Annotated in this window: 18 protein-coding genes; 11 read left to right on the plus strand and 7 right to left on the minus strand. The window is 73.1% G+C overall.

Features of this window, described 5'->3' with window-relative positions:
* Positions 1-111 precede the first annotated feature (111 nt).
* The 3 genes from panB (at position 112) to OG599_RS08735 (ending at position 3219) form a co-directional block, all read left to right on the plus strand.
* The gene (panB, locus tag OG599_RS08725) at positions 112-1002 is read left to right on the plus strand and encodes a 3-methyl-2-oxobutanoate hydroxymethyltransferase (RefSeq protein WP_327175385.1); all 891 of its coding nucleotides are present in this window, start codon (positions 112-114) and stop codon (positions 1000-1002) included.
* Between the two features lie 352 nt (positions 1003-1354).
* Positions 1355-2374 carry an ATP-binding cassette domain-containing protein gene (locus OG599_RS08730; protein WP_327175386.1) on the plus strand — a complete coding sequence of 340 codons (1020 nt, stop codon included), beginning with the start codon at positions 1355-1357 and terminating at the stop codon, positions 2372-2374.
* Positions 2371-3219 (plus strand): ABC transporter permease, encoded by an 849-nt coding sequence (locus OG599_RS08735; protein WP_327175387.1) that lies wholly within the window; start codon positions 2371-2373, stop codon positions 3217-3219. The genes OG599_RS08730 and OG599_RS08735 overlap by 4 nt, the downstream gene beginning before the upstream one ends.
* Before the next feature lie 60 nt (positions 3220-3279).
* Here the strand turns inward: OG599_RS08735 and OG599_RS08740 are convergent, their stop codons facing one another.
* On the minus strand, positions 3280-6786 hold the full coding sequence (locus tag OG599_RS08740) for an AfsR/SARP family transcriptional regulator (RefSeq protein ID WP_327175388.1): 3507 nt from the start codon (positions 6784-6786) through the stop codon (positions 3280-3282).
* Positions 6787-7207: 421 nt separating this feature from the next.
* Here OG599_RS08740 and OG599_RS08745 point away from each other — a divergent pair, with 421 nt between their 5' ends.
* Positions 7208-8032, plus strand: a complete 825-nt coding sequence (locus OG599_RS08745) for a site-2 protease family protein (RefSeq protein WP_327175389.1) — start codon at positions 7208-7210, stop codon at positions 8030-8032.
* A 40-nt stretch (positions 8033-8072) separates the two neighbouring features.
* Here the strand turns inward: OG599_RS08745 and OG599_RS08750 are convergent, their stop codons facing one another.
* A complete protein-coding gene (locus OG599_RS08750; RefSeq protein WP_327175390.1) occupies positions 8073-8246 on the minus strand; it encodes a hypothetical protein in 174 nt (57 codons plus the stop codon).
* Between the two features lie 147 nt (positions 8247-8393).
* The gene (gene npdG / locus OG599_RS08755) at positions 8394-9104 is read right to left on the minus strand and encodes an NADPH-dependent F420 reductase (RefSeq protein ID WP_327175391.1); all 711 of its coding nucleotides are present in this window, start codon (positions 9102-9104) and stop codon (positions 8394-8396) included.
* Between the two features lie 195 nt (positions 9105-9299).
* Between npdG and OG599_RS08760 the strand changes: the two genes are divergently transcribed.
* Positions 9300-9902, plus strand: coding sequence for a hypothetical protein (locus OG599_RS08760; protein WP_327175392.1), 603 nt, complete (start codon positions 9300-9302; stop codon positions 9900-9902).
* 115 nt (positions 9903-10017) lie between these two features.
* On the plus strand, positions 10018-11358 hold the full coding sequence (locus tag OG599_RS08765; RefSeq protein ID WP_327175393.1) for an MFS transporter: 1341 nt from the start codon (positions 10018-10020) through the stop codon (positions 11356-11358).
* Between the two features lie 41 nt (positions 11359-11399).
* Here the strand turns inward: OG599_RS08765 and OG599_RS08770 are convergent, their stop codons facing one another.
* Positions 11400-11624, minus strand: coding sequence for a hypothetical protein (locus OG599_RS08770; protein ID WP_266703680.1), 225 nt, complete (start codon positions 11622-11624; stop codon positions 11400-11402).
* A 57-nt stretch (positions 11625-11681) separates the two neighbouring features.
* On the opposite strand from OG599_RS08770, the gene map reads away from it, so the two are divergent.
* Positions 11682-12539, plus strand: a complete 858-nt coding sequence (gene map / locus OG599_RS08775) for a type I methionyl aminopeptidase (protein WP_327175394.1) — start codon at positions 11682-11684, stop codon at positions 12537-12539.
* 250 nt (positions 12540-12789) lie between these two features.
* Positions 12790-13458, plus strand: a complete 669-nt coding sequence (locus OG599_RS08780; RefSeq protein ID WP_327175395.1) for a biliverdin-producing heme oxygenase — start codon at positions 12790-12792, stop codon at positions 13456-13458.
* Between the two features lie 55 nt (positions 13459-13513).
* Here the strand turns inward: OG599_RS08780 and OG599_RS08785 are convergent, their stop codons facing one another.
* Positions 13514-14185, minus strand: coding sequence for a PhzF family phenazine biosynthesis protein (locus OG599_RS08785; RefSeq protein ID WP_327175396.1), 672 nt, complete (start codon positions 14183-14185; stop codon positions 13514-13516).
* Between the two features lie 206 nt (positions 14186-14391).
* On the opposite strand from OG599_RS08785, the gene OG599_RS08790 reads away from it, so the two are divergent.
* Complete coding sequence (locus OG599_RS08790) at positions 14392-15381, plus strand: hypothetical protein (protein ID WP_327175397.1); 990 nt, start codon at positions 14392-14394, stop codon at positions 15379-15381.
* 107 nt (positions 15382-15488) lie between these two features.
* On the opposite strand, the gene OG599_RS08795 is transcribed toward OG599_RS08790, so the two are convergent.
* Positions 15489-16232, minus strand: a complete 744-nt coding sequence (locus OG599_RS08795) for a bifunctional DNA primase/polymerase (RefSeq protein ID WP_327175398.1) — start codon at positions 16230-16232, stop codon at positions 15489-15491.
* A gap of 251 nt (positions 16233-16483) precedes the next feature.
* On the opposite strand from OG599_RS08795, the gene ddaH reads away from it, so the two are divergent.
* Entirely contained in the window at positions 16484-17374 is an 891-nt protein-coding gene (ddaH, locus tag OG599_RS08800; RefSeq protein ID WP_442809395.1) for a dimethylargininase, read from the plus strand.
* A gap of 147 nt (positions 17375-17521) precedes the next feature.
* On the opposite strand, the gene OG599_RS08805 is transcribed toward ddaH, so the two are convergent.
* The gene (locus OG599_RS08805; protein ID WP_327175400.1) at positions 17522-18517 is read right to left on the minus strand and encodes a small ribosomal subunit Rsm22 family protein; all 996 of its coding nucleotides are present in this window, start codon (positions 18515-18517) and stop codon (positions 17522-17524) included.
* Between the two features lie 186 nt (positions 18518-18703).
* On the opposite strand from OG599_RS08805, the gene OG599_RS08810 reads away from it, so the two are divergent.
* Positions 18704-20077 carry a hypothetical protein gene (locus tag OG599_RS08810; protein ID WP_327175401.1) on the plus strand — a complete coding sequence of 458 codons (1374 nt, stop codon included), beginning with the start codon at positions 18704-18706 and terminating at the stop codon, positions 20075-20077.
* The last annotated feature ends 58 nt before the right edge of the window (positions 20078-20135 follow it).

A 20135-nucleotide genomic window follows, 5' to 3' on the forward strand; every position in this document is an offset into this window, starting at 1 on the left:
GCGGAAGGCGAACCGCGGGCCCACTTCCCGCGCACCACCGGGGGATGCCACCATGGAAGGGATCCGGGGACGCCGTCAGGGCGCCTCGAGATGACGAAGGAGCCGTTGGCCATGTCGCTCAACGCTGCGCAGAATCAGTCTGCCCACCCCCCTGCCGGCCCCTCTTCCACCGACAGCGGCAAGGCGCTGTACGGAGGAAAGAGCACCCGCCGCATCACCGTCCACGACATCGCCGCCGCCACCGCGCGCGGCGAGAAGTGGCCCATGCTGACCGCCTACGACGCGATGACCGCGTCCGTGTTCGACGAGGCCGGTATCCCGGTCCTGCTCGTCGGCGACTCCATGGGGAACTGCCACCTCGGTTACGACACCACCGTGCCCGTCACGATGGACGAGATCACCATGCTGTCGGCCGCCGTCGTACGGGGCACCAGGCGTGCCCTCGTCGTCGGCGACCTGCCCTTCGGCTCGTACCAGGAGGGTCCCGTCCAGGCGCTCCGCAGCGCGACCCGGCTGGTCAAGGAGGCCGGGGTCGGCGCCGTGAAGCTGGAGGGCGGCGAACGCAGCCACGAGCAGATCCGGCTGCTGGTCGAGTCCGGCATCCCGGTCATGGGCCACATCGGCCTCACCCCGCAGTCGGTCAACTCCATGGGGTACCGGGTGCAGGGGCGCGGCGAGGAGGCCGCGCAGCAGCTGCTGCGGGACGCCAAGGCCGTACAGGACGCGGGGGCGTTCGCGGTCGTCCTGGAGCTGGTCCCCGCCGAGCTGGCCGCCGAGGTCACCCGCACCCTGCACATCCCGACCGTCGGGATCGGCGCCGGCAACGAGACCGACGCCCAGGTGCTCGTCTACACCGACATGGTCGGACTGACGGGCGGCAAGGTACCGCGCTTCACCAAGCAGTACGCGAACCTGCGCCAGGTCCTGGGTGACGCGGCGAAGGAGTTCGCGGGCGAGGTCGTCGGCGGCGCCTTCCCGGCGCCCGAGCACACCTTCCACTGACGGCACGGGCGGGACCCGCCACCCTGTCGCCTCCACGGGCGGCACGGCGGGCCCCGCCCCACGCCGCCCCGCCCCACCCCCGGCCGTACGGGTCGCACCCGGCGCGCCGGTCACACAGCCACCTCCGGCACCACCGTCAGCCCGCCGACTTCCCCCATCGGCGGGCTGACGCACGCCCGGGCACGCCCCGCGCGTGCGCGGCGTACGTCCGGCGCACGGCTGCCCGTGACGGCTTGCCGGCTCCCTGTCGGCGATCCGCCGGTCGCGCCGACAGGGAAGCGACATGCGGAGATCCGTTCCACTCCTTCATTGTCGGCGATATATCGGTGAGCTGTCGGCCGCGTCTGGTCCCATGGTGGACATGACGCGAAACGACATGAACCCCGGGCGCGGAATCGCCATCGAAGTACGGGGGCTGGTGAAGCACTACGGCACCACCAAGGCACTCGACGGTGTCGACCTCGATGTGCGCGAGGGCACCGTGCTCGGCGTGCTCGGCCCGAACGGCGCGGGCAAGACGACGCTCGTGCGCGCCCTCTCCACACTGATCGTGCCGGACGCGGGTTACGCGACGGTCGCCGGATACGACGTGGTCAAGCAGCCCCGGCAGCTGCGCCGCACCATCGGCCTGACCGGGCAGTACGCCTCCGTCGACGAGAAGCTCTCCGGCTGGGAGAACCTCTACATGATCGGCCGGCTCCTCGACCTGCCCCGCAAGGAGGCCCGCAGCCGCGCCGACGAGCTCCTGGAGCGGTTCTCGCTCACCGAGGCGGCCCGCCGCCCCGCGATGGACTACTCCGGCGGCATGCGTCGCCGGCTCGACCTGGCGGCCTCCATGATCGGCCGCCCGGCCGTCCTCTACTTGGACGAGCCGACGACGGGGCTCGACCCCCGCACCCGCAACGAGGTCTGGGACGAGGTCCAGCGGATGGTCGCCGAGGGCGCGACCGTGCTGCTCACCACCCAGTACATGGAAGAGGCCGAGCAGCTCGCCAGCGAGCTGACGGTGATCGACAAGGGCCGCATCATCGCGCGCGGCGGGGTCGACGAGCTGAAGGCGAAGGTCGGCGGCCGGACCCTCCAGATCCGCCCGTCCGACCCGGCCGACCTGCCGGCGATGGCCCGCGCCCTCCACGAGACCGGTCTCGACGGGGTCTCCGGAGCGCAGGCGGTCCCGGACGAGGGCCTGCTGTACGTACCGATCCTGAGCGACGGGCAACTGACCGCCGTCATCGGCCTGCTGGGCACCCGGGGCTTCTCCCTCGCCCACGTCGCCACCGCACTGCCCAGCCTGGACGAGGTCTTCCTCGCCATCACCGGCGGCAAGTCCACGTCCGCCGCCGCTCCGACCGACGAGGAGGTCGCCGCATGAGTACGACCACGCTGACGAAGTCCCCCACCGACCGGGTGCCGGTCCTGCCCCCGAGCGACGAGGGGAGGATCGGGCTGCGCGCCAACCTGCGCCACATCGGGGCGCTGACCCGGCGCAACCTGCTCCAGATCAAGAAGGATCCGGAGTCGATGTTCGACGCGCTCCTGATGCCGGTGATCTTCACGCTGCTCTTCACGTACGTGTTCGGCGGCTCGGTCGGCGGCTCCCTCGGCGGCGGCCGGGAGGAGTACCTCAACTACCTGATCCCCGGCCTGATGGCCATGATGGGGATGAACATCGCCTCCGCCGTGGGCACCGGGGTCAACGACGACTTCCGCAAGGGCGTCATGGACCGGTTCCGCACGATGCCGATCGCCCGTTCCTCGGTGCTGATCGCGAAGATCGTGGTGGAGCTGGGCCGGATGATGGTCGCCACCATCATCCTGCTGGCGATGGGTTTCGCGCTCGGCATGGAGATCCAGACCTCGTTCCTCGGTCTGCTCGAAGCCGTCGCGCTCTCGGCGGTGTTCGGCGCCGCCATCATGTGGATCTTCATCCTGCTCGGGCTGGCCATGAAGACGGCCCAGGCGGTCCAGGCGACGGGAATGCTGGTGCTGATGCCCCTGCAGTTCGGATCCTCCATCTTCGCGCCGACCCAGACGATGCCGGGCTGGCTGCAGACGTTCACCGAGTACAACCCGCTGTCGAACCTCGCCGACGCGGCGCGCGGCCTGATGATGGGCGGCCCGATCGCCCACTCGGTCTGGGTGACGCTCGCCTGGGCCGGCATCATCACCGTCGTGATGGCACCGCTCGCCGTCGCCAAGTTCCGCAAGGCGGCCTGACGACCGGGGCCCCGCGTCCGCCGTCCGCACCGCAGCCGGGCGTACGGCGGACGCGCGGGATCAGTTGTTGTGCGCGTACGCCAGGGCGGTGACCTCTTCCAGCGAGAGGTCACCGCCCTCGGCGTATGCCGCCTCGAACGCCGCGTCCCCGATCGCCGCGCGCGCCGCTTCCTCGGCGCGGACGAGGTTCTGCCGCTCCACCATGGTGGGCACGTGCATCCGGGACAGATGGGCGGCCTGCGAGCCGAGCAACCGGGCGGCGTCCCGGCCGCGTTCCTCCCCGCCGAGCCCCGCCAGCGCCCAGGCGACCGACACCAGGTGGATGGGGGTCATCTGGGGGGCGACCATCTGCGACAGCCGGTCGTTCGCCCGTTCCACCGCCTTGAGCGCGGTGTCCAGGGCGTGGGCGTACAGCCCCTCCTCGTTGTCCAGCCAGGCCACCACACCCGTGACGAAGCCCTCGAAGATGGCGAGCGTCTGCGAGTGGAACTCGGCCGCCAGCAGCTCCATCTGGGCGCGCGCCTCGGCGACCCGCCCGGTGCGGCCGAGGAGCATGCCCAGGTGCATCCGGGCGAAGGGCGTCGCCTCGTGCCCGGAGTTCGTCCGGTCCATCCCGATGACCTCGCGGAAGATGGCCTCCGCCTCCTCCTCCCGCCCGGTCTCCGCGAGGATGTTCGCGTACCGGGTGCGCAACACGGCGACCTGCGACTGCGCGCCGAGCTGTTCGGCGTACGCCATGGCGGCGAGGTAGTCCTCGGCGGCCGCCTCGTACGCGCCCGACTGCTCGTTGGCCTCGCCGCGTGAGGCGAGGGCCTCGGCGGAACCCCAGGCGTCCTGGAGCCGGGTGAAGATCTCCAGGCTCTCGTCCGCGTCGACCCGGGCCTCCTGGACCGATTCGGGCCGGTTGGCGAGCAGGTTGGCACGCGTCTGGAGCGCCGCCCCCAGCTCCCATTCGTCACCGTGCTCGCGGCAGGCGCGCACGGTCTCGTCCATCACGCCGTACAGCTCCTCCCGCTCGCCGGTGATGATGACGGCGAAGATCCAGAGCGATCCGGGCGAGCGGCAGGTCTGCGGCTGGCCGGGGGTGTAGGTCCGGGCGATGATCCGGAGCCGCTCCATGCCCTCCTCGTTCATCCACAGGTCCATCTCGTGGTCCATGTTGGCGATCTGGATGAGCCGCACCCCGCGCCTGGCCTCCATGAGCTGGTCGGGGTCCATGGGCGGCGGCCTGTCCGTGCACCGCTCGTACAGCGAGGGCGCGGGCGTGCCGGGCGGGGCGAACGGGTCGGGGCCCATCGCCGCCGTGGTGTCGGCCCACTGGCGGGCCTCGTCGCGCAGGTCGCGCAGCATCCAGTACCAGCCCAGGGACATGACGATGCACAGGCACTCGTGCTCGTCCTCCAGGGCCGCCGCGTGGCGGAAGGCGGTGCGCACGTTCTCGTACTCGCGCCGGAACAGCTCCAGGGTGGCGGGCTGTCCGGCGCCGCGCAGCCGGGGGCCTTCGGTACGCACCAGCTCGCGGTAGTACACGAGGTGGGACCGGCCGACGGCGGCGCGCTCGCCCGCCTCGTCCAGGCGCTCGGAGGCGTACTCCCCCACGGTCTCCAGCAGCCGGTAGCGCATCTCGCCGTCGCCCGACTCCTCCGCGACGACGAGGGACTTGTCGACGAGTGAGCCGAGGAGGACGGCGACGTCGCGGAAGCCGACCACCTCATGGTCCGTGCTGCCGGTGCCGCCTGCGCCGCCCGTGTCGCCCGCGCGCAGGGAGCAGACGTCCTCGGCGGCGGAGAGGGAGCAGCCGCCGGCGAAGACCGACATCCGGCGCAGTACGGCGCGTTCGGCGGTGTCGAGCAGGTCCCAGGACCAGTCGACGACGGCGCGCAGCGTCTGCTGGCGCGGCAGCAGCGTGCGGCTGCCGCTGGAGAGCAGCCGGAAGCGGTCGTCGAGCCGGTCGGCGATCTGCCGGGGGCTGAGCATCCGCAGCCGTGCGGCGGCGAGTTCGATGGCGAGGGGCAGTCCGTCGAGGCGGCGGCAGATCTCGGCGCTGGCCGCGGCGGTCGCCGGATCCGCGTCGCTCCGGAAGCCGGGCCGGGCGGCGTTGCCGCGCTCCTCGAAGAGGCGGAGCGCCGTGGGGTCCGGGAGGGGTTCGACCGGGCGGACGAACTCGCCCGGTACGCCCAGGGGTTCGCGGCTCGTCGCGAGGACGGTCACGTCGGGGCAGCGGGCGAGGAGGTGGTCGGCGAGCGCGGCGGCTGCTCCGACGACGTGCTCGCAGTTGTCGAGCAGCAGGAGCATCCGGCGGCGCGCGCAGTGCTCGGTGAGGCGTACGAGGGGGCTCGCGGTGCCGCCTTCGGCGACGCGCATCTCCTCGGCGCCGGCGCCGCGCAGCACGGTCTCCCGGGCGTCGAGCGCGGAGAGCACCGCTTCGGGCACGGCGTCGGGGTCGTCCACGGGGGCGAGCTCGGCCATCCACACGCCGTCCGGCCAGTTGCCGGCGACGGTCTCGGCGGCCTCCTGGGAGAGCCGGGTCTTGCCCGCGCCGCCGGGGCCGAGGAGCGTCACCAGCCGGGACCGGTCGAGGTCCTGGCGCAGTGCGGCGATGTCCGTCTCGCGGCCGACGAAACTGGTGAGCCGGGCCCGGAGGTTGCCGGACGCCGGGCGGAGGGGCGGCAGGGCCACCGGGGTGGCGGGCCGGGCGGACGGGGTACGGGACCCGGGGGCGCCGCTCGCGGGCGTCCGGTCGTCGGGGCCGAGCGGGCGGGCCGGGGCGGTGGGGCGGTCGCCCGGACGGCCGGCACCCGGCCCCGGGCGGGCGGCACCCGCCACCGGACGGGCCGGCGGGGCGCTGCCGTGGTGCAGCAACTCCGTGTGCAGCGCCCGCAGTTCGGCGCCCGGGTCGGTGCCGAGCCGGGCGGCGAGCAGGGTGCGCACCTCCTCGTACGCGGCGAGGGCCTGCGCGGTGCGGCCCGCGTGGTGCAGGGCACGGATGCGCAGCGCCTGGAGCGGCTCGTCCAGCGGGTGGTCGGCGCAGAGCGCGACCAGCTCGGGCAGCGCCTCCTCGGCGCGGCCGAGCGCGAGGTGGGCGCCACCCCGGGCGCGGCGGGCCGCGAGCCGCCGGGCCTCCCAGCGGGCGGCGACGGCGGTGCGGTCGGGCAGGTCGGCGAAGGCGGGACCGCGCCACAGGGCGAGGGCGGCGTCGAGCGCGTCGAGCGCCTTCGCGCCGTCACCGGCCTCCAGCGCCCGGCCCCCCTCCCCCGCCAGCCGCTCGAACCGGTGCAGGTCGACCGCGTCGGGTCCGGCGGCGAGCCGGTAGCCGTTCTCGACGGAGTCGATGGCGTCCCGGCCGAGCGCCCGGCGCAGTCGGCCCACGAGCGCCTGGACCGCGCCCGGCGCGTCGGCGGGCGGCTCACCGTCCCAGACCTCGTCCACGAGCACCGCCACCGGGACCTCCCGGCCGGGGCTCAGGGCGAGGACCGTGAGCAGGGCACGCAGCCGCGCCCCGCCGAGGGCGACGGCCGTGCCGTCGTCGCGAAGTACCTGGGTCGTACCGAGGATGCAGTAGCGCACGGGGCCATTGTCCGTGAAGGGGATCGGGACTCGCACAGCCACCCGATATATTCCGATAGCTCGCGTGGCGTCGGATGACTTTCCGTGGCGCCCCGGTCACACCCCGTACGGGAGGGAGCGGTACCGGCATCGGGGCGGGCTCCTCTCCGGCGCACGCGCCCGGACGATTCTCCGGTGGTGAACCCCGCGCGTTCACGGGCGAGTTGGGCAACCGGAGTCGCACGGAAGGGCGGAGCCCTCGAAGGCCGACCGGAGAGCGGCCGGTGGAGTGCGGCGGGAGACAGCGGCCGGTGGAAAGCAGCGGGAGACAGCGGCGGCGGACAGCGGCTGACGGGCAGGGGAGTTGACGGGGCCCGGCGGTCCGGAACCCGGTGCGCCAGGAGCCCGGCCCGATCCGGACGTGAGGCCCTACTCTCGTCGCATGACCACTGCGATCAGCCGCCGCGACCGGCGCATCAGCCCGATCTTCCTCGGGATCGTCGCCGTCACGGCCGTCGCCGGCGTGGCCGTGTGGACGGGGTTCGCCGAGCAGACCGGGTTCGCGGTCTTCCTGTTCGTCACGGGTGGCTGGATCGTGTCGCTCTGCCTCCACGAGTACGCGCACGCCCGTACGGCGCTGCACAGCGGGGACATCTCGATCGCGGAGAAGGGCTATCTGACGCTCAACCCGCTGAAGTACACGCACGCGCTGCTCAGCATCGTGCTGCCGGTGCTCTTCGTGATCATGGGTGGCATCGGGCTGCCCGGCGGTGCCGTCTACATCGAGCGGGGCCGTATCCGGGGGAGGTGGAAGCACAGCCTGATCTCTGCTGCGGGGCCGCTGACGAACGTCCTGTTCGCCGTCGTCTGCACGGCGCCGTTCTGGCTGGGCGGCCTCGACGGGGTGCCGATGGTGTTCCGGTTCGCGCTGGCGTTCCTGGCGCTGCTCCAGGTCACGGCGGCGATCCTCAACTTCGTACCGGTGCCGGGGCTGGACGGGTACGGGGTGATCGAGCCCTGGTTGTCGTACAAGGTCCGGCGCCAGGTGGAGCCGTTCGCGCCGTTCGGGCTGATCGCGGTGTTCGGGCTGCTGTGGGTGCCGGAGGTGAACGCCGTGTTCTTCGACGCCGTGGACGCGCTGCTGCGGGGGCTCGGGGTCAGCGACTTCGAGACGTACTGCGGGCTGGACACCTACCGCTTCTGGCAGGCGTTCTCCGACCAGCAGGACCTCCGCTGCGAGGCTCTGTCGGCGGCGCTGTCCGGGTAGGCCGCCGGCGCCCTGCCGCCCGCGCGGACCGGCCCTGCGGTCAGCCGCCGGCGGTCGCGCGGTGACGGCGCACGTAGTAGAGGGTCATGTTGGAGGAGAGCCCCGCCACCAGCACCCAGAGGATGCCGAGCAGGCTGCCCTGGACGAAGGAGACCACCGCGGCGACGACGGCGAGGACGCAGACGACGAGCGGGTAGAGGGCGATGCGGGGCATGGGGGCGGCTCCTGTCCGGGGTGGTGCGTGGTCCGGTCCAGTGTCCCTCATGCCCCGTTCCGTTCCGCCCCGGGTACGGCCCCGGGGCGCGGGGCGTCCCGTACGGATCTCCCGATACGGACCACCCGGTGCGTCACCCGGTACGGATCACACGTCGGTGGCGCGCAGTCCCGCGTGTGCCTTGTACCGGCGGTTGACCGAGATCAGGTTGGCGACCAGCGACTCGACCTGGTGGGCGTTGCGCAGCCGTCCGGCGAAGACGCCGCGCATGCCCGCGATGCGGCCGGCGAGGGCCTGCACGATGTCGGTGTCGGCGCGGGCCTCGCCCAGCACCATCACGTCGGTGTCGATCTCGTCGATGGCGGCGTCCTGGAGCAGCACCGCCGAGAGGTGGTGGAAGGCGGCGGTGACGCGGGAGTCGGGCAGCAGGGCGGCGGCCTGTTCGGCGGCGCTGCCCTCCTCCGGCTTGAGGGCGTAGGCACCCTTCTTGTCGAAGCCGAGCGGGTTGACGCAGTCGACGACGAGCTTGCCCGCGAGCTCCGCGCGCAGCGACTCCAGCGTCTTGGCGTGGCCCTCCCACGGCACGGCGACGATCACGATGTCGCTGCGGAGCGCGCAGGCGGCGTTGTCCGCGCCCTCGATGCCGAGTCCGAGTTCGGCGGCGGCTTCGGCGGCGCGGGCGGCGTCGCGGGAGCCGATGGTCACGCGCTGCCCCGCGCGGGCGAGGCGGTAGGCGAGTCCGCGGCCCTGCGGCCCGGTGCCGCCGAGCACGCCGACGGTGAGTCCGGAGACGTCGGGCAGGTCCCAGGGGTCCTTGGCGGGCGCCTTGGGCGCGCCGGCACTGTCGTGGGTAGTCATGGCCCCGACACTACTGCGGAGTACCGGCTCTCCGGCGGCACACCCCGGCCCGTGCGCGAACGTCCGGCACATGTCCCGCACGAGCCCCGCCCGCGCCCCGCGCGTCTCCCGTACGCGCCCCGCACGCGTCCCGTACGGGTGCACCTTCCGTGTCCGGCTGCGGAACGCCCGCGGGCTGCTGCATGATGCCGGGCCATGGATGCCGTGCGCGTGGCGCTGTTGCGTGAGGTGCTCGCCGGGACCGAGTGGCCGGGCGCGGCCCGCCGGTTCGCCGGGGCGCTTCGTTCGTCCGTCGTCCCGCAGGGCGGTGGGCTGTTACTGGTCGGGACCGAGACGTACGAGCCCTGGCACCTGGCGGCGCACCTGGTCGACGAGGCGGCGTGGTCGGGGCTGCCGGAGCTGACTCCCACGCTGGTACGCCACCGGGTGCGGCCGGCCGATCCGGCGCATCTGGCGGTGGGGCTGGGACGGATCGAGGCGGCCGGGCGCGGCGAGACGCTGCTGCTGGTGGCGCCGGAGCGGCCGGACGGCGGGCTGATGGAGCGGGTGTGGGACGCCCGGCGCTCGGGGGCGACCGTCCTCACGCTGGGCGGTGGCGATCCCGAGGTGCGGGGGCTCGGCCACGAGGCGCTGGTGGTGACAGAGGAGGACGACGTGGACCTGGACACCGTGCAGCATCTGGTGAGCGCGGCGGCCGGGGAGACCGGGCGGCCGTCGGCGCACGGGCGGCGCTCGTTCCGGGACCGGCTCTCACGGCTCGCGGACCGGCTCACGGCACCGCCACCGGCGCGGTGGTAGGGCGCGGGCACGCGCTGCGCCCCCCGTGCCGCCGGGACGTCTTCGCTGGTAGGGCGGGTGCCGGGGCCGAGGAGGGGTTGCGCCGGACCCCCGGAGGGCCGGACCATGATCTCTCGTGAACGACCCGCGCCCGCGCCGCGCTTCCCGTACCCTTCGCTCCCTCCTTCCCGACCTCGCCCCCTGGCACGCCTCCGCCGATTTCCGGTTGCTCTGGGGCCAGGGGCTGATCACGTACTTCGGCAGTTTCATGGCGCTGATCGCGCTGCCGCTCCAGATCAAGGAGCTGACCGGGTCCCCGCTGGCGGTCGGGGCGATGGGCGCGGTCGAACTCGTGCCGCTGGTGGTCTTCGGGCTGTACGGCGGGGCGCTCGCGGACGCGGTGGACCGCCGCAAGGTCATCCTCGGCACCGAGGCCGGGCTCGGTGTGCTGGCCGTGATCCTGCTGGTCAACGCCCTGCTGCCGGACCCGCTGCTCTGGCCGTTGTACGTCGTGGCCGGGGGCGTCTCGGCGCTCGCCGGGCTCCAGCGGCCCGCGCTCGACTCGCTGCTGGCGCGGATCGTGCCGCACGAGCACCTGCCGGCCGCCGCCGCGCTGAACGCCCTGCGCTGGCAGGCGGGCGCGATCGCGGGGCCGGCCCTGGCGGGCCTGGTCGTCGCCTACGCCGGGCACGCCACCGCGTACGCGGTCACCGTCGTCACCTTCACCGTCTCGGTCGTCCTCTGCCTGCGGCTCACCCCCGCGCCGCCCGCCCGGAACGCGCAGAAGCCGTCGCTGCGCGGGATCGCCGAGGGCGCGGCGTACGCGTGGAGCCGGCCGGTGCTGCTGGGGACGTACGCGATCGACCTGGCCGCGATGTTCTTCGCCTTCCCGAACGCGGTCTTCCCGTTCCTCGCGGACGACCTCGGCGCCCCCTGGTCGCTGGGGCTGATGTATGCCGCCGGGTCGGTGGGCTCGCTGGTGCTGGGGCTGACCAGCGGCTGGACGTCCCGGGTGCGGCGGCACGGGCTCTTCGTGGTGTTCGGGGCCGCCGCCTGGGGGCTGGCCATCGCGGGCGCGGGGCTCTTCGACAGCGTCTGGCCGGTGCTGGTCTGCCTGGGCGTCGCGGGCGCGGGCGACATGCTGAGCGGACTGGGCCGCTCCGCCATCTGGAACCAGACCATCCCGGAGGAGCTGCGGGGCCGGCTGGCCGGCATCGAGGTGCTCTCCTACAGCGTCGGGCCGCAGCTCGGCCAGGTCCGGGCCGGTGCGATGGCGGGGTGGACCGGCACCCGCTCGGCGGTCTGGACCGGTGGGGTCGCCTGCGTCGCCTCGGTGGCCCTGCTGACGGCGGCGCTCCCGAAGCTGCTCCGGTACGACTCCGCCACCGACGAGGACGCCGTACGCCGCCGGGACGCCGCGACGGCCGCCCCGGCGGACCCGGACGCGCCCGCCGCACCCGCCGCGCCGGCTTTCTAGGACGGCACGCCCCCCCAAGGCGCGGGGTCACCGCGCGGGGTTCAGGAGGCCGGGGGCCGGTTGCGGTCGTGCCACTTGGGGTCGGTGTCCCACTCCAGGTTCCGCTCCTGCGCGGTGTCCATGGCGTGCTGCGCCGCCTCGCGCGAGGCGTACGGGCCGAAGCGGTCCTTCGCCGGGCACTCGGGGCCTTCCTCGACCTTTTTGTGCTCCAGGCAGTAGTACCACTCGCCCGGTTTGCCGACCGTGCGCTTCTTGAACAGGGCCATCGGGACTCCTTTCCTCTGTGCCAGCTTGCCCCAGGGGCGCTGGTTAGACTCGCTGACATGTCTGGTCAGTCGCTGCTCGCACCCGGGGAGATCTCTCCCGTCCGTTCCGTACCCGGAAATATCCGGCGCCCCGAGTACGTGGGCAAGCCGGGTCCGAAGCCGTACACCGGCCCGGAGATCCAGGACTCCGACACCGTCGAGCGGATGCGTATCGCGGGCCGGATCGCCGCGCAGGCGATGGAGGAGGCCGCCAAGCACATCGCGCCCGGCGTCACCACCGACGAACTGGACCGGGTGGCCCACGACTTCATGGTCGACCACGGCGCCTACCCGTCGACGCTCGGCTACCGCGGCTTCCCCAAGTCCCTGTGCACGTCGGTCAACGAGGTCATCTGCCACGGCATCCCCGACACGACGGTGCTGCGCGACGGCGACATCGTGAACCTCGACGTGACGGCGTACATCAACGGCGTGCACGGCGACAACAACGCCACCTACCTCTGCGGCGACGTGGACGAGGAGTCGCGGCTGCTGGTGGAGCGCACCCGGGAGTCGCTGAACCGGGCCATCAAGGCGGTCCGCCCCGGCCGTCAGATCAACGTGATCGGCCGGGTCATCGAGTCGTACGCCAAGCGCTTCGGCTACGGCGTGGTGCGGGACTTCACCGGGCACGGCATCAACACCTCGTTCCACTCCGGCCTGATCGTGCCGCACTACGACAGCCCGCACGCCACCACCGTGATGCAGCCGGGGATGACGTTCACCATCGAGCCGATGCTGACCCTGGGCACCCACGAGTACGACATGTGGGACGACGGCTGGACCGTGCTGACCAAGGACCGCAAGCGGACCGCCCAGTTCGAGCACACCCTGGTGGTGACGGAGACCGGAGCGGACGTCCTCACCCTGCCGTAGGGCCGACGGGTACCTCCGGCACGAGCGAGCGCCCGGTGGGACGGAACCGGTGACTTCCGGTTCCGTCCCACCGGGCGCTCGCTTTTCCCGGGCACGGAGTATTTACCGACAAGGGGTCGGCAACCTGTTGACTTAGGTAAGCCTAAGCAAGAGGATCGGGGGGTGGTCGACGCGGCGCGAGCCGCCGCGTCGGTGCCCCACGTTTCCGTCCTTCCCGGTTTTCCGCTCTCTCGGCCCCCGGAGGCCCGCCTTGGACACGTCCACCGGCACCGTCACCCCGTTCTCCACGGTCATCCGCACCGCGTCCCACGAGCAGCACACGGAGGCGGAGACCTCGACCTTCATGGGAGACCTGCTCGGCGGGCGCCTGGGAGTGGACGCGTACACCCGGTACACCGAGCAGTTGTGGTTCGTGTACCGGGCGTTGGAGGAGGGTGCCGAGCGGCTGCGGCAGGACCCGGTCGCGGGGCCCTTCATACAGGCGCCGCTGATGCGGCTCACCGAACTGGAGCGGGACCTCGCGCACCTGCGGGGCCCGGGGTGGCGCGAGGGCCTGGAGCCGCTGCCGGCCACCGCCGCGTACGCCGAGCGGGTCGCCGCCTGCGCCCGCGACTGGCCTGCCGGATACATAGCGCACCACTACACCCGCTACCTCGGCGACCTCTCCGGCGGGCAGATCATCCGCGACCGGGCCGAGAAGGCCTGGGGCTTCGCGCACAAGGGCGACGGGGTGCGGTTCTACGTCTTCGAGGAGATCACCAACCCCGCGGCCTTCAAGCGGAGTTACCGCGAACTGCTGGACGCCGTCGACGCCGACGACCTGGAGCGGCAGCGCATCGTGGACGAGTGCAAGCGCGCCTTCGCGCTGAACACGGCCGTCTTCCGGGAGTTGGGGGACGTCTTTCCGCTCAGCGCCTGACGGGAACGCGGCCGCCCTTTCCGCCCGGCGGGCGGCGGCGGGCGGCCGCGCGTGCTCAGCTCCTGACCGCGAGCACGACCCGGCCGCCGAGCTCCACCGTGCCGTCCGGTGCGGGCGCGGTGAGGATCTGGGAGCCGCGCCCCTGGGTGATGTTGAGTGCGCGGCCGAGCCGTGCGGTGAGCAGCAGCGCGGCGGCTCCCGTCGCCTCGTCCTCGATGATGCCGTCGTCGCGGCGCGGGAACGCCCGTGCGCGTACGCGCCCCGCCGCCTCGTCCTCCCAGGCCCACACGTACAGCCAGCCCTCGCCCGGCGGGGGGCCGGTCAGCGCGTCGACCTCGGCGGCGGAGTCGTACCGCACCAGCTCCCTGGGCGGTGCCCACTCCGGGCGGGCGGTGATCCAGGTGAACTCGCCGTCCTGGCGGGCGAAGACGTCCCCCACCTCCAGCTCCAGGATCTCCAGGTCGAGCAGCCAGGCGGCGCCGACGATCGGGTGCCCGGCGAACGGCAGCCGGAGCCCCGGGGTCCGGATGTCCACCTGACCGCGCTCCGGGTCGTCCACGAAGACCGTTTCGCTGAAGCCCAGTTCGGCGGCGAGCGCCTGGCGCGCGGTGTCGTCGGGGTAGTCGTGCCCGTCCCGTACGACACCGAGGGCGTTCCCGTGCCGGCCGTCGGGGGCGCAGAACACCCGCAGGACGTCGATGCCGTCGGGTACGTCGAATTCACTCATACCGGCATTCAAGCATTCGTTCGGGAGCCGGTCGTTCCGGAAGGGGGCGGTGATACCGCGTGTGGGGGCGTACCGGAAATCGAGGTGCTGCTCCCGGGCACGCCCTCACGGCGTATATCGACTCCTCGCCCTCGTACGCTTCTTCGCCCCGGTAGGGTTCGGACGGTCAGTGCGGACGACGGATCAGAAGGCGCAGAAGGCAACGGATGAGAAGGCTGGGTCGGTCGGCGGCGGGGCTCGCGGTGGCGACGGTACTGGGCATGACGGCGAGCGGCTGCGTGACCGTGCACGGGGAACTCGCGCAGGTACCCGCGGCGACGAAGTCCGAGGCGGACCAAGCCCTGAAGGACTTCCTCACCGCGTACAACAAGGCGAACGCGGCCGTCGATCCCGCGCTGGACGCGGAGCGGGTGACCGGGGCACTCGGGGCGGTCAACCAGGCGGGGCTGAAGGCCCGGTCCACGTACACCGACAAGGACGCCGCGGCGGCACGCGATCCGCTGGAGCTGTCGGACACGCACTACGTCATACCCAAGAAGGCGGGCTGGCCGCGGTACTTCTTCGCGAACGCCGACTCCAACCGTGACGTGGACAAGGGCGACCAGGACACCCGCTGGCTGCTGGTCTTCGAACGGACCGGCCCGGACGCGCTGTGGACGGTGCCCTATCTCGGGGTCGTAGCGCCGTCGGAGGTACCGGAGTTCGCGCTGGACGCGGACGGGCTGGCGAAACCCGCCGAGACCCTGGGCGCCGAACTCGCGGTGCGGCCCGAGGACTTGAGTACCTCGTACACCGGTTACCTGTCCACCGGGGCGCCGGACGTGTTCGCGGCGGGCTCGACCACCTCGGGCTGGCGGGCCGCACGCGCGGCGACGAAGAAGCCGGGGTTCTCGTTCCAGTACGTCGACCGCCCGCTGGACGGCGCGTTCCGCCCGTTCGGGCTCGCGACGAAGGACGGCGGGGCGCTGGTCTTCTTCAGCAGCAAGCACTACGAACGCCAGACGGCCGCCCAGGGTCTGAAGCCCGAGGTGAACCGGGACACCCAGGCGCTGCTCACGGGCGAGGTGAAGAGCACCCTCACCAAGGAGCGCGTCTCCAGCCAGCTGGTGTACGTGCCCGCGCGGGGCGCCGCCGGGGGCGCGAAGGTGACCGTACTGAACCGGCTGCCGGGACTGGTCTCGGCGACCGGCGAGTAGGGCGGCACCGGCGAGCGGGACGGCCGGTGAGCGCGACGGCCGTCGGGCGGGGCGGGCGGGCGTCGGGGTTCCGGAGCCCGGACTGCGGTTCGGACCGGTCCGGCGCCTCAGCGGCCCAGCGGCCAGGCCACCGCGGCCGGGTCCAGGCCGGTCGCCTCGTCGCTGTCCACGTAGGCGGCGCAGGCGTCGGTCAGCGCCTCCAGCAGGGTCAGCGGGTCCGGCAGTGGGTTCTCGGGGCCGCGCACCCACTGGACGTCGAGGTCACCGGGGAGACGGGCGGGCGGGAGCAGGACGTAGCTTCCGCGGCAGTGCCAGCGCAGGCCGGGGTGCTCGTCCATGGTCTCGGGGTGCGAGTCCAGCTCGCAGGGCCACCACTCGTCCTCGTCCTCGGGGGTGCCGCGGGTGGCGGTGAAGAAGAGCATCCGGTCGTCGCCGGAGCGGGCGACGGGTCCGACGTCGATTCCGCGCCCGGTCAGCCGCTCCAGGGCGTTGACCCCGGCGGAGAGCGGAACGTCGAGTACGTCGTGGACCATCCCGGTGGCGGTGATGAAGTTCGCCAGCGGCTGGCCCTCGGCCCAGCGTTCGATCTGCGCGCGGTCGGTGGTCGACTGGGTCTGCCAGGCGAACGACACGGGGTGACGGGCGGGGGTGGGGCATCCGATGCGTTCGCACGAACATCGGTGTCCGAGCGGGTGGGCGGCGGGCGAGATCGGCATCCCCGCCTCGGCGACGGCCAGGAGCATGCCCAGTCGGGCCGAGCCGTCGGCATCGGTCCCCTGCTTGGGTCGTCGCCGCAGCCACTGGGAAATCTTGCCCTCTGTGCCGCGTTTACGGCCGGAATCGGCGCCCATCTATCCCCTCACCTCAGCGTTACCCGTCCATGGTCCCACCATCCTGCGCTTCGGGTGGCCAGAGTTCACCAGCGGGGCGGGACACCACCGCCCCGAGTGAGGGACATCACGCCCGATAAGGGGTCATCAACGGGCATCCTCCCCCATCGCGGCGGGGCCGGTGGCGTACGGCACCCCGTCCTTCCGCGCCCCCGCCACCGCGCACGCTCACCCGATCGGCGCACTGCGGACCGGGGCCCGCGCAGCGCACCATGGGCTCACGCGCAGACCGCGCGTTCCCCCACCGTGCCGCGGCCGAGGCCGCCGTTCGTGAGGAGCCCCCCGTGCACCGTGACGCCACCCCTCGTCGCTATCTGATGTGCGCTCCGACGCACTTCCGGGTCACCTACTCCATCAACCCGTGGATGGACCCCTCCAAGCCGGTCGATCTGCCGTTGGCGCAGACGCAGTGGGAGGACCTCCGCGACCGCTACCGCACCCTCGGCCACACGGTGGAGGAGCTGGCGCCGCTGCCCGGCCTGCCGGACATGGTCTTCGCCGCCAACGGCGCCACCGTGATCGACGGGCGGGTGCTCGGCGCGCTCTTCGCGCACCAGGAGCGGCACGGCGAGGCCGAGGCGCACCGGGAGTGGTTCCGGACGCACGGCTACGGCGAGATCCGCGAACCGGAGCACGTGAACGAGGGCGAGGGCGATTTCGCCGTCACCTCGTCCTTCGTGCTGGCCGGGACGGGGTTCCGGTCCAGCCCGCTCGCGCACGACGAGGCGCAGGAGTTCTTCGGCCGGCCGGTGATCGGCCTCGATCTGGTGGATCCGCGCTACTACCACCTGGACACGGCGCTCTGCGTGCTCGACGACGCGGCGGACGAGATCATGTACTACCCGGACGCGTTCTCGCCCGGCAGCCGTGCCGTGCTGGCCAGGCTCTTCCCCGACGCGTTGACCGCCCAGGAGCCGGACGCCGCCGCGTTCGGCCTGAACGCGGTCAGCGACGGTCTGCACGTGCTGCTGCCGCAGGCCGCGACGGGGCTGTTCGACCCGCTCAGGGACCGGGGCTTCGAACCGGTGCCGATGGACCTCAGCGAGCTGCTGAAGGGCGGCGGCAGCGTGAAGTGCTGCACCCAGGAGCTGCGGGGCCGGTGAGCGTACCGGCCCCATGAGCGGTGGTCCGGGCAGTGGTCGTACGGGCCGTGGTCCGGACTGCGGCCGTCGTCCGGACCGTGGTCGTCGTCCGGACCGTGGTCGTCCGGGAGGTGGTGCGGGCTGTGGCCCGGGCGGTGGTCCGGGCCGTCAGTCCTCTTCGGGCGGCGGCCAGGCGTCGCCCCAGTCGGTGTCCCGGGCCGCCCGGTACAGCGCGCCGTGGCGTTTGGTGACCGTCTCGCGCCGCAGGGCCTCGTCCCGGGTGCAGAGCTCCAGCAGGACCTGGCCCTTGCGGATCTGCGGCCGGCGGGTGACCCGGGCGGCCACCGGCTCGACGGGGAAGCGGGTCGCGACGACGTAACTGAACTTCTCGTCCTCGTGGCTCAGCGTCCCGCCCTTGACCTGCCGGTGCAGGGAGGAGCGGCTGACCCGGGCGGAGAAGTGGCACCAGTCGGTGCCCGGCTCGATGGGGCAGGCGGCGCTGTGCGGGCAGGGCGCCGCCACGGTCAGCCCGGCGTCGATCAGCCGGTCGCGCGCCTCGATCACCCGGGCGTATCCGTCGGGGGTGCCGGGCTCCACGATGACGACGGCCTGCGCGGCACCGGCCGCCGCGTCGACCAGCTCGGTCCTGGCGGCGGGGGTCAGCTCCTTGAGCACGTACGAGACGGTCACCAGGTCCGTGGGGGCCAGTTCCAGCGCGGCGCCGATCCGGGCGCGCTGCCAGCGGGCGGTCCGCAGCCCGGGGGGTCCACCGGCCTCGGCCAGCTCGCGGCCGAGCGCGAGGGCGGGCTCGGCCCAGTCCAGGACGGTGGTCTGCAGCCCGTCCCACGCCCCGGCGACGGCCCAGCTCGCCGCGCCGGTACCGCCGCCGACGTCGGTGTGGGTGGCCGGCCGCCAGTCGGGGGCGGCCTCGCGGAGCGCGTCCAGGGCGGCCCGTACGGCCTCGAAGGTCGCGGGCATCCGGTACGCGGCGTAGGCGACGACGTCCGCCCGGTCCCGCAGCACCGGCGCGTCGGTCGGGGTCGTCCCGCGGTAGCTGGCGATCAGCCGGTCGACGGCCTGGGTCGCCTGCTTGGGCGGCAGTCCGTCGAGCAGACCGGCGAGGGCCGCGCGCAGTGCTTCGGCGGTGGGGAGGGTGACGTTCACCGAGGAATTCTATTCGCGGGGCGCACCGACCCGGTCCGGCGAGGGAGGTGCGCGCGGGGCCGTCGGCGGCCGGTGGTGTCCGTCCGGTCACGGGTGGGCGACAGGGATACGTGTAACTCCGCTTGCGCATGTGGCAGTTGCTACGCTGACCGCCGCGAGACCCGCGATGGCCCGACGGGGGGACCCATGAGACAGAGGATCGTTCGACTGACTCTGGTCGGCGGGGTGGTCTTTCTGGCGCTCCTGCTGCTGCTGGCGACCTGCGGCGGAGGCTCCTCGGGCAGTGGCGACACGGGCGGCGGGGACGGCAAGGGCGGCGGGAGCAGCGCCGGCGCCACGACTCCGGCGGCTTCCGCTTCGGCCGCCGCGAAACCGGTGCCGGGCGCGTCCGGGACGCGGACCGTGCTCAACGTCCCGCCGCAGTACACGACGGACAGCGGCTGGGAGGTGGTCGGCGCCTCTCCCGACATCGCCTTCTCCTGGCCGACGGGGACCCTGGCCTACCTGGAGCGTTCGGCGGACCACCGCTACCGGGTGCGCACCCTCGACACCGCCACCGGGAAGCTGGGGTGGCGGAGCGAGGCACGCCAGACGCTGGACCCGGAGAGCTATCCCCGGCTGCTGACCGTCTCCCGCGAGGACCGGCAGTTCTTCGTCACCTGGTCGTACGGGACGGCGGGCGACGGGCTCGCCCCTTCCGAGACGTTCATCTCACTCGACGTGTACGCGGCGACCAACGGCGACCGCCACCATGTGGAGCTGCCGTGGAACGGCGCTCCGGCGGTCTCCGCGAGCGGCCCGGACATCGTGATCTCCGACGCCCACGCGAACGTGGCGCTGATCGACCCGGTGACCGGCGAGACCTCGAAGATCGCCGCGTCGGAGCTGAAGTACCCCAAGGGCTGCGCCGACTGCCGGAAGCTGACGGAGGTGGCCGGCCAGACCTCGCGGGGGCTGCTGGTGAGCGGGGCGCGGGAGTTCTGGGTGCCGGGCGGCTGGTACAGCCGGAACGTCGCGCCGAAGGGCGCCGACCCGGCCACCGGGGTGCCGACGTCGGTGGCGGCGGGTCTGGTGCTGGCGAAGTGGCAGCCGGAGAAGTCCTCGAAGCTCGCGGCGACCCACGAGCTGTGGACGGTGCACGACGCGGCGAGCGGCAAGGCGCTGGTGTCGGTCGCGTGCCACCGTCCGGCCATACAGCCGGGCCGCTTCCCGCAGGCGGTGGTCCCGCCGTCGGGCGACTACCTGATCGCCGGGAACCTGGCGTTCGACCTGGTGGCGAAGAAGGGGTACTGCCTGGAGGACGAGGACGGCTCGTCCCATGTGACGCTCGCCTCGGTGACGGACGACGGGCTCGCGTACGGCGCCCGGAACGTGCGGGACGCCGACGAGGCGCTGGCCGGGGGCGGGGTGCCGGTGGTGATGAACTTCGTCGACGGGTCGGACGAGCCGCTCGCCCGCAACGTACGGCTGCCGGTGGCGGAGACGACCGGGGTCGGGATCTTCCGTACGACGGACCGCGACGACCGGCAGCATCTGATCGGCTACCCGCGCGCCGGGTGACGGCACGCCCTCACGTACGCCACGACGGGCCCGGACGCACCTCGCGTGCACCGGGCCC

This window comes from Streptomyces sp. NBC_01335, from assembly GCF_035953295.1.
Taxonomy (GTDB): Bacteria; Actinomycetota; Actinomycetes; order Streptomycetales; family Streptomycetaceae; genus Streptomyces.

What these genes read in the sequence shown, in the direction of transcription:
- ddaH (WP_442809395.1), top strand. Translation starts at nt 16,484, where the DNA reads ATGGGCTCACGCGCAGACCGCGCGTTCCCCCACCGTGCCGCGGCCGAG.
- OG599_RS08730 (WP_327175386.1), top strand. Translation starts at nt 1,355, where the DNA reads ATGGTGGACATGACGCGAAACGACATGAACCCCGGGCGCGGAATCGCC.
- OG599_RS08785 (WP_327175396.1), bottom strand. Translation starts at nt 14,185, where the DNA reads ATGAGTGAATTCGACGTACCCGACGGCATCGACGTCCTGCGGGTGTTC.
- OG599_RS08795 (WP_327175398.1), bottom strand. Translation starts at nt 16,232, where the DNA reads ATGGGCGCCGATTCCGGCCGTAAACGCGGCACAGAGGGCAAGATTTCC.
- panB (WP_327175385.1), top strand. Translation starts at nt 112, where the DNA reads ATGTCGCTCAACGCTGCGCAGAATCAGTCTGCCCACCCCCCTGCCGGC.
- OG599_RS08750 (WP_327175390.1), bottom strand. Translation starts at nt 8,246, where the DNA reads ATGCCCCGCATCGCCCTCTACCCGCTCGTCGTCTGCGTCCTCGCCGTC.
- OG599_RS08745 (WP_327175389.1), top strand. Translation starts at nt 7,208, where the DNA reads ATGACCACTGCGATCAGCCGCCGCGACCGGCGCATCAGCCCGATCTTC.
- npdG (WP_327175391.1), bottom strand. Translation starts at nt 9,104, where the DNA reads ATGACTACCCACGACAGTGCCGGCGCGCCCAAGGCGCCCGCCAAGGAC.
- OG599_RS08735 (WP_327175387.1), top strand. Translation starts at nt 2,371, where the DNA reads ATGAGTACGACCACGCTGACGAAGTCCCCCACCGACCGGGTGCCGGTC.
- OG599_RS08760 (WP_327175392.1), top strand. Translation starts at nt 9,300, where the DNA reads ATGGATGCCGTGCGCGTGGCGCTGTTGCGTGAGGTGCTCGCCGGGACC.
- OG599_RS08770 (WP_266703680.1), bottom strand. Translation starts at nt 11,624, where the DNA reads ATGGCCCTGTTCAAGAAGCGCACGGTCGGCAAACCGGGCGAGTGGTAC.
- map (WP_327175394.1), top strand. Translation starts at nt 11,682, where the DNA reads ATGTCTGGTCAGTCGCTGCTCGCACCCGGGGAGATCTCTCCCGTCCGT.
- OG599_RS08790 (WP_327175397.1), top strand. Translation starts at nt 14,392, where the DNA reads ATGAGAAGGCTGGGTCGGTCGGCGGCGGGGCTCGCGGTGGCGACGGTA.
- OG599_RS08810 (WP_327175401.1), top strand. Translation starts at nt 18,704, where the DNA reads ATGAGACAGAGGATCGTTCGACTGACTCTGGTCGGCGGGGTGGTCTTT.